The organism is Polaromonas sp. P1_E1_2, from assembly GCF_056406035.1.
The window spans coordinates 1-7,849 of record NZ_JBFUAZ010000150.1 but is presented as its reverse complement, the minus strand read 5'-3'; the positions used below and the strand labels follow the sequence as shown (position 1 = coordinate 7,849).

At 64.5% G+C, this 7,849-nt stretch carries 5 protein-coding genes and 1 pseudogene; 2 read left to right on the top strand and 4 right to left on the bottom strand.

Annotated features, from left to right (window positions below; genetic code table 11):
* Positions 1-315, bottom strand: a pseudogene (locus AC1D1P_RS09465) (MFS transporter); the annotation flags it as partial.
* Positions 316-393: 78 nt separating this feature from the next.
* On the opposite strand from AC1D1P_RS09465, the gene AC1D1P_RS09460 reads away from it, so the two are divergent.
* Complete coding sequence (locus tag AC1D1P_RS09460) at positions 394-1,395, top strand: AraC family transcriptional regulator (RefSeq protein ID WP_477672785.1); 1,002 nt, start codon at positions 394-396, stop codon at positions 1,393-1,395.
* 146 nt (positions 1,396-1,541) lie between these two features.
* On the opposite strand, the gene AC1D1P_RS09455 is transcribed toward AC1D1P_RS09460, so the two are convergent.
* Both AC1D1P_RS09455 and AC1D1P_RS09450 read right to left on the bottom strand, forming a co-directional pair.
* Entirely contained in the window at positions 1,542-1,994 is a 453-nt protein-coding gene (locus AC1D1P_RS09455) for a cupin domain-containing protein (RefSeq protein ID WP_477672784.1), read from the bottom strand.
* 11 nt (positions 1,995-2,005) lie between these two features.
* Positions 2,006-2,404, bottom strand: a complete 399-nt coding sequence (locus AC1D1P_RS09450; protein WP_477667405.1) for a tautomerase family protein — start codon at positions 2,402-2,404, stop codon at positions 2,006-2,008.
* A 107-nt stretch (positions 2,405-2,511) separates the two neighbouring features.
* Between AC1D1P_RS09450 and AC1D1P_RS09445 the strand changes: the two genes are divergently transcribed.
* On the top strand, positions 2,512-3,432 hold the full coding sequence (locus tag AC1D1P_RS09445; protein ID WP_477672783.1) for a LysR family transcriptional regulator: 921 nt from the start codon (positions 2,512-2,514) through the stop codon (positions 3,430-3,432).
* A 219-nt stretch (positions 3,433-3,651) separates the two neighbouring features.
* Here AC1D1P_RS09445 and AC1D1P_RS09440 read toward each other — a convergent pair.
* On the bottom strand, positions 3,652-7,849 hold a 4,198-nt coding region (locus AC1D1P_RS09440; RefSeq protein ID WP_477672782.1), incomplete at its 5' end, for a beta strand repeat-containing protein.

The window sequence follows — 7,849 nt, the reverse complement described above, 5'->3', positions numbered from 1 at the left end:
GGCTGTGAGCGTCAGCAACACCCGCTTCCGATCGAAGCGCGCCGTCAGCAAGGGGATGGTTGGCGCGGCCACCGCACCGACAAGCGCGGTGGCCGTGACAGCCTGGCCCGCAGCGCCTGCCGTGACGTGCAGGTCAGCCGCCATGGCGGTCAGCAGGCTGGCCGGCAAGAATTCCGCAGTGACCAGGCCGAACACGCCAAGGGAAAGTGAAGCAACCGCCGCCCAGAGGGCGGCGGCTTCGCCAGGTGAATCGTTGCCAGGGGTCGCGCCAGCGGCCAGTGGATCGAGACAGGCAGAACAGGAAGTAGATGACATGAAATGTGAAGCCTTGTTGAGGATAGGGTTGCCAGCTTAGGCCTAGCATCGACACCTTTCCATGGCGAAAGAGCCGAAATGCTTGACGATTCCTCCAGAACTTTCACGCCTGTCATTCAGCCTCCTCACGAAGGCGGGGGTCTTCCTGCCGCAGGCCCCGACCCCCTCACCAAAGTCCTGCTGGGCCTGCGCCTGGACGGCGTTGAGTACGGCCGCTGCCTGATGCACGCGCCGTGGGCGATTTCCTTTGCCGCGCAAGCTGCCGCACGTTTTCATTTCGTCGCCAGCGGAGATTGCTGGATGCATACGCAGCGGTCCGGGTGGATGGAACTGAAGGCCGGTGACGCAGTGCTGCTGCCCCGCAGCACCGCCCACACCGTGGCCAGCTCACCAGAAGTGCCGCCGGTGGATCTCGCGACTTTCGATCGCGAGCGGGTCGCAGACGACATCTATTTGTTGCGGGATGGAGCCCCCGCAGCGCAGACGCCATCCCACGTCATGTTCTGCGGCACCATGAAGTTCAACCTTGACCCTCTGCACCCATTGCTGGCCATGATGCCAGAGGTGATACGCGCCGGCGACCTGGCCCAACGCGACCCGGGTGTACCCATGCTGCTCGACGCGATGGAGCGTGAAGCCTCGCTCAACCGCATCGGCGCCTGCGGCATCCTGGCCCGCATGGCCGATGTGCTCGCCGCGAGCATCATCCGTGCCTGGGTGGAATGCGCTTGCAGCAACTCGACGGGCTGGATCGCAGCGCTGCGCTCGCCCGGCGTGGGCAAGGTGCTTGCCGCCATTCACGCGACGCCGGAGCAGGACTGGAGCGTGCCGGAGATGGCGAACATCATGGGTGCATCGCGATCACGTTTTGCCCAGGCATTCAAGGATTCGGTGGGCGAGAGCCCGGCCAGGTACGTGGCCCGCATTCGCATGTTCCAGGCCCGCAGCTGGATCATGCAGGACGGCATGCGTGTCACAGTGGCCGCTGACCGGCTGGGTTACGACTCGGAGGCCTCGTTCAGCCGGGCGTTCAAGCGAGTTATCGGCCACCCACCCAGCAAGGCCCGCAGTTCCATGTGACCAAGGCGTGTTGTGGTGCTGTGGCGCTGGAACTTCTCAGTTGGGCTTTGGTGCACATTTGCAATACGCCCGGCGCACAGTGCAATGAGCGCTGGCAAGGCCCAGTGAAGCAGGGCATGACTATCGGCAATTCGTGAATCGCCCAGCTAATCCAGTGCGCGAGGCTGCACACCGACTGCCGCGCAATGCCGGTGGTAGTCCGAGATCCGGTCGGCGGCGGTTATTTGCTGCAGTACGCTGTGGTGCGCTCCGAGGTATTCGACACTGCCCTTGACGACGACGTGCACCAGCAGATCCTCGTCCCCTACAGCTTCCCACCAGTCCACATTGCCGGCAGGCTCGTGAATGTAGTCCCCGACGCCCACCATGCGACCGTCGTTCAGGCGACGCTCGCCAACCAAGGTCAGGGCGTGAACCTCGCCAGTGTGCCGGTGTAAACCCAGCCGTGTGCCCGGCTTGAGCCGCATCAATTCGACCCAGCCTGAACCATCTGGCAGGAACTGGATCGGAAGTGACCATTTCCCTTCCCCTTCCGGGATCCAGGTGCTGAGTCCGGCCCGGCGCATGGCCGCGGCGACGATAGTGTTTGCTAGTTCCATGGCTCTGCCTCTCATTGGTCTGGATGTTGATGGCGGTATTCCTGGGTGCGGCCGCCATAGCCGTACGCGCTGCCGCGCACGTCTTGCACGTACACGTAGCTTTCTGGGTGCAGGTCTCCCAGGATGCGCCCGAACGCTTCGAATGATTCGGCGACAAACCGGGCCTTTTCGGCCTTGGTGTTGGTTTCGTCCACCACCTTGATGTCGAAGTAGAAGCTGGTCATCTTCAGTTCGGCCAGCGATTTCCCGGCGACAAACCAGTCGCGCGGATCGACATAGTCGATCACCACTGCGGTGAGATCACGTCGTTTTCCGAGCAAGCGGCTGGAAAGGTCCAGCAGCGTGTCGGTGACGAGTTGCGAGAGTTCTGGCGTACGGTTCGCCGAGATCTTGACATTGAGGATAGGCATGGTTGTTTCCTTTTTTGGGTTGGTGMCGCCACTTTAGGGCGAGCCACTACAGCCGGAAACCTCCATCCCGCATAATCGGTTTTGCTCGAAACGCAAAGGCAACCCCGATGAAACACTTCCTGCCGGACCCTGCGGACTTGCGGTGGCTGGTTCGCTCACTCGACCTCAATTCGTTCTCTGCGGCCGCCCGGGAGTTGGACGTGGCAGTCTCTGTCGTTACCCGAGGAGTCAACCGCCTTGAAACGGGGTACGGGGTCACTTTGTTGCGCCGGTCCACGCATGGGCTGTCAGCAACCGCCGAAGGCTTTGAGTTGGCGCAGGAAGCACGTGAACTGCTGGCGCGGATGGAGGACATCTCTGCCGCGGTGTCGAAACAGCGAAATCGCGTGGCCGGCGCGCTGCGACTGGCCTCAAGCCAGGAGATTTGCGAGGAACTGGTTGTGCCGCAGCTGGGCGCGCTGCGCGCGCGATACCCGGAGTTGCGCATCGAGGTGGTGGCCGATGACCGGGTTGCCGATCTCGTGACGGACGGGATCGATGTGGCCCTGCGCACCACAGTAGGCAATAGCGAGGCTGTGGTCGCCCGTGCCCTTGGCTCCTTTGAACGCCGCCTGTACGCCTCGCCTGAATATTTGCGCCAACATGGAGAACCCGCCGGCCCGGATGAGTTGGGCAGGCATCAGACGGTAACCCATACCGCGCAGGGGCCCGTTGTGACATGGGCGTTCCGCAAGGCCGGACGGAAGGTCGAAGCCACTGTCAGGTCACAGCTCGCCATGAATACCACGGCCCTGGTGCATCACGCCCTGGTGGCCGGGGCGGGCATCGGCATGCTGTCGGTTCCATTGGCGGCGGGGGACGTGGCCAAGGGCCTTTTGAAGGAGGTCTTGTCGCCTTACRCTTCCGGTATTACCCACACGATGTTCGCAGTGTCCTTGCCCAACCTGCGTAACGCGGCGCGCGTACGGGCTGTGATCGACTTCCTTCAGGCGGCCGCCCGCCGGCAGTGGGCCATGACTTGCACCTAGCGGAAACCGGCCTTGAACTCCAGCACCTGGAATGCTGCGCTTAAGGTTTGTTTTGATTCCTCATAACCTGCCCAAGAGGGGATGCAGACAAAAATTGGACTATCAGGAGGTAGTTCACGTATCCGTGCCAAGACAGGATTCGAGCGGTCGAGCTCTACATCAAGTCCGGAAAACCCGTGAGCCAATCATCCGTCAGCTGGGTTGCATGAATAAAGTCCTTCAGTTGGTGCTTTGAGCAAGCGCCGGCATGCGCATGCCCTCATCCACAATCGTTAGCGGCAGTTCACCGGCACAGTTGCCACGACCCGCCAGCGGGATACACGCAGAAAGCGGCCTGAACTCAGGCGCTGGCAGCGGCGTTTGCGCTTTTGCCTGCTGGTAGGGTGAGCCGCCGGTCGACCCTGCAGCCTGACCAGGCAGTAGTCCGGCCGTGATCAACAAGGTGCCGGGCGTGTAGTTGATCGTGTAGTTGCCATTGGCTGCCAGCAAACCCTGGTTGATCGCGTAATTGCCAGGCTGCTCGCCCGCCACGCGCTGCAACGCACCGCTCAGTACAGAGGCCGCGCTGTCGCCGGCCGCAAACGGCCCGGTGCGGTAAGTCAGCAAAGGGTCGGGCGTATAGACCTGTTTGGCCTGGTTATCGGCGATCACCGAAAGTGACGCTGGCGTAATGACACCGCTGTTGTTCGCGGCATAGCTGACGCTGTAGTTGTTGCCGCCATTACCGTCGTTCATGACCAGTCCGGCGGCAGTCAGCGTCTTGCCGCTGCCGGCATTTTTGTTGTCGAAGGTCTGCGTGGCTGCGCTGGCAACTGTGTCGTACAGCGCGCCGGTGACCACGGACGCTGCTGCCGACGCGGTGGTGCCGTCGTAAACACGGTTGTCGGCCTGCGCGGTCACAGTCAGCGCGGCCGGGGTGATGCTGGCCGTGGCCGCCGCCTGACCGGTGATGGTGTAGTTACCCACGTCGGCGCCTGTGTAGCTGCTGCTGAGGGCGACGGCTTTCCCGCTGCCCACATGTTTGTCGGCGAAAGCGCCTGTGGCAGTTACCGCGAGATCGTCGTTGGTGATCAGGCCAGCGTAGCTTGCACCAGCCACGTTGACGGTAGCGGTCGCGTTGCCGTCGTAGACCTTGTCAGCAGCCGTGATGCCGCTGACCGTCAAGGCCTTGGGTGTGATGTTCGCCGTCGTCGTAGCCTGGCCGGTGATGGTGTAGTTGCCGACGTCGGTGCCCATGTAGCTGCTGGCGAGCGTCACGGTTTTGCCATTGGCTACGTTTTTGTCGGCAAATCCGCCAGTGGCAGTGACCGCGAGATCGTCGTTGGCGATCAGGCCGGCGTAGCTTGCGCCGCTGGTGTTGACGGTAGCGGCGGTGCTGCCGTCATAAACTTTATCGCTGGCCGTAATGCCGCTGACCGTAAGTGCTTTCGGCGTGATGCTGGCCGTGGTCGCTGCTTGATCGGTGATGCTGTAGTTGCCAACATCGGCACCGCCATAACTGCTAACGAGCGTGACAGTTTTGCCGTTGGCTACATTCTTGTCGGCGAAAGTCCCGGTAGCACTAACGCTGAGTACATCGCCGCTCACTAGTCCTGCATAGTTGGCTCCGCTGCTATTGACGATAGCGGCAGTGTTGCCATCGTAGACCTTATCGCTGGCCGTGATGCCGCTGACGGTCAGTGCTTTGGGCGTGATGCTGGCCACCAGCCCGACCGGATTGCTGACGCTGTAGTTAGCGGCGTCGGCGCCAGACAGCAAGCCGCTCCCGCTCAGGTTTACCGCCTTGGCATTGCCAACATTTTTATCGGCGAAGCTGCCCGTCACTCCGCTCAGGCCGAGCGTCACAGCGTCGCCGCTTACCATTCCCGCCAGCGCCGCCGCACCAGTGTTCAGCGTGGCGGTGGTGTTGCCGTCGTACACCTTGTTGTCTGCAGTAAGGCCGCTGACCGTCAAGGTTTTAGGCGTGATGTTGGCGACCACCGCGGTCGGGCTGCTCACGCTGTAGTTGCCCGCATCAGTGCCAGACAACAAGCCCACCCCGCTTACTGTTACTGCTTTGGCATTGCCTACATTTTTATCGGCAAAGTTGCCGGTAGCGCTGCTCAAATTGACGGCAACGTTATCGCTGCCGAGCACGCCAGACAGCGTAGCCGCGCCGGTATTCAACGCGGCGATAGTGTTGCCGTCGTAGACCTTGTCGCTCGCCGTCACGCCGCTCACGGTGAGCGCGGCCGGCGTAATAGTCAGCAGGCCGCCCACAATATCCAGCCCCTGCTGGTCGGAAAACGCGGTGTAGGTGCCGACGTTGCGGCCACTGGCGGCAGTGCCGGTGCGCGTGCCCGAGGGCGCCACCACGCTGCCGGCCTGCGTCGCCGCGTTGTAAACCGTGTTCACATTGGCCACGTTTTGCGCCACCAGAAAATTGCGCAGCAGCGGGCTGGTCATGCCTTCGTAGATGCGCCAAACGGTGGACGTGCCGCCTGTGGCACCCACGTCCCATCCGGCAAAGGTGGCCTGCTGGCGCATCTGCGCGGTCGTGCGGCCGGTGCCGGCAGCGCTGGTAGCCTGCCCCGTGGTGGCGGTGTCCCAGTAGCTGTTGGTGACCGTGCCGGAGGCCGAGCCGGCCAGCCCGCCCAGGGCGCTGGTGCCGCTGACGGCGCCGGTGGCGTAGGTCTTGTCCACCGTGCCGGCCACCACATCGCCGATCAAGCCGCCGACCTGGCTGCCACCGCTCACGCTGCCGCTCGCATAGGCATCGCTGAGCGCGCCGCTGTTGCTGCCGATCAGGCCGCCCACCGCGGTGCCGGTGCCGGTGACGGCCCCCGACGCGTAGGCGCCGCGAATCACGCTGGCAGCGTCGGTGACCCCGACCAGGCCGCCCACGCCGCCGGCACCGACCACCTCTCCCGTGGCATAGACGTTCGAGGTGGGAACACCCCCGGTGTTGACGCTATGCCCTATCAGGCCGCCCACCCGGCTGCCGGCACCCTCCACCCGGCCGGTGGCGTAGGCATTGCTGAGCGTCGCCTCAGCCGATCCGATCAGGCCGCCGACATCGCTGTTGCCCGTGTCGGTCGCCCGCACGGAGCCTTCGGCGTGCACGTTGCTGATGACGCCCATGGTTTGCCCGAGCAGTCCGCCGACGTTCGTGAGGCCTTGCACGTTGCCGGTCGCCACCGCGTTGGAAAGCTGTGCGTCGGCGTTGCCGATCAGGCCCCCGACCGACCTGCGGCCCGTGACGTTGCCGGTGGCCCGGACGTCGGAGACCGTGCCGCCGGCGTACCCCGCCAGGCCGCCGACGTTCGCGCCGGAGACGAGGCTGTCGCCCGCGACCGCGCCGGTCGAACTCGACCGCGTCAGCGAGGTCCCTTCGAAGTTGCCGACCAGGCCGCCAACAAATGAATAGCCGCTCACGTCACCCGTCGCTTCCCCCTGGTCGATCGTCCCGCCGGCGACCCGCCCCACCAGGCCGCCGACGTTCGCGCCGGCATTGCCCACGGCGTTGCCTGTGTTGGTGACGGAGCCGGTGGCTGTGACGTTGCTGAGGTCGGCTCCCGTCGATCTGCCGATCAGCCCGCCACTGTACTGCCGCTGGCTGGTGACGTTCGCGGTGGCGCGGGCGTTCTGGATGGCGCCGCCGCTGTGGTCGCCGATCAGTCCGCCGGTGTAATTGCCGGGTCCCTGCACGGTCACGGCGTCGGAGCGCGCGTCCGTCACCGCACCGGTGTTGCGTCCCACCAGGCCACCGGTGTAGTCCCCGGTGGCGCTCACGTTGCCGGTCGCATAGACGTTAGCCAGCGCTCCGGTACTGTGGCCGACCAGCCCGCCGACGTACTGCGTGACACCGGTGAGTCCCGTGGCCGTGACGGAGCCGGTGGCATACGAATTGGTGATGTCCCCCGAGTAGTTCTGGCCGACGAGGCCGCCAACCCCGGTATAGGTGGTGGTCGCGCCGCCGTCAGCCACCACCGCTCCGGTCGCGCTCGCCTGGGAGATATTGCCGAAATTCCAGCCCACCAGGCCACCCACGTCGCGGGCCGCTCCGTTCACGCCCTGGCCGCCGAGCCTGCCGATGCCGTTGACGGTGCCGCTGGCGCTGACGTTGGTCAGGGTGGTACCCGCGGTGAGCGCGTCGGCGTTGCCGTTCGCGCCCAGCAGCCCGCCCACGTGGGCGCGGCCCGTGACCGCGCCCGAAGCCCGCGCATTCTGCACGGTGGCGCCGCCGCTGAGGCGGCCCACCAGCCCGCCCACATAGTCGTAGTTGTTGCCCCCGTTGACCGCGCCGGAGGCCGACACGTCACGCAGCGTGGCCCCGTTGATGGCCTCGCCCACCAGGCCGCCAATCACCATGTCACCGCTGCTGGTCATGTTGATGGCCACCTGGGCGTGCGCATCCTGCAAGGTTCCCCCATTCATG

What these genes read in the sequence shown, in the direction of transcription:
- AC1D1P_RS09455 (WP_477672784.1), bottom strand. Translation starts at nt 1,994, where the DNA reads ATGGAACTAGCAAACACTATCGTCGCCGCGGCCATGCGCCGGGCCGGA.
- AC1D1P_RS09460 (WP_477672785.1), top strand. Translation starts at nt 394, where the DNA reads ATGCTTGACGATTCCTCCAGAACTTTCACGCCTGTCATTCAGCCTCCT.
- AC1D1P_RS09450 (WP_477667405.1), bottom strand. Translation starts at nt 2,404, where the DNA reads ATGCCTATCCTCAATGTCAAGATCTCGGCGAACCGTACGCCAGAACTC.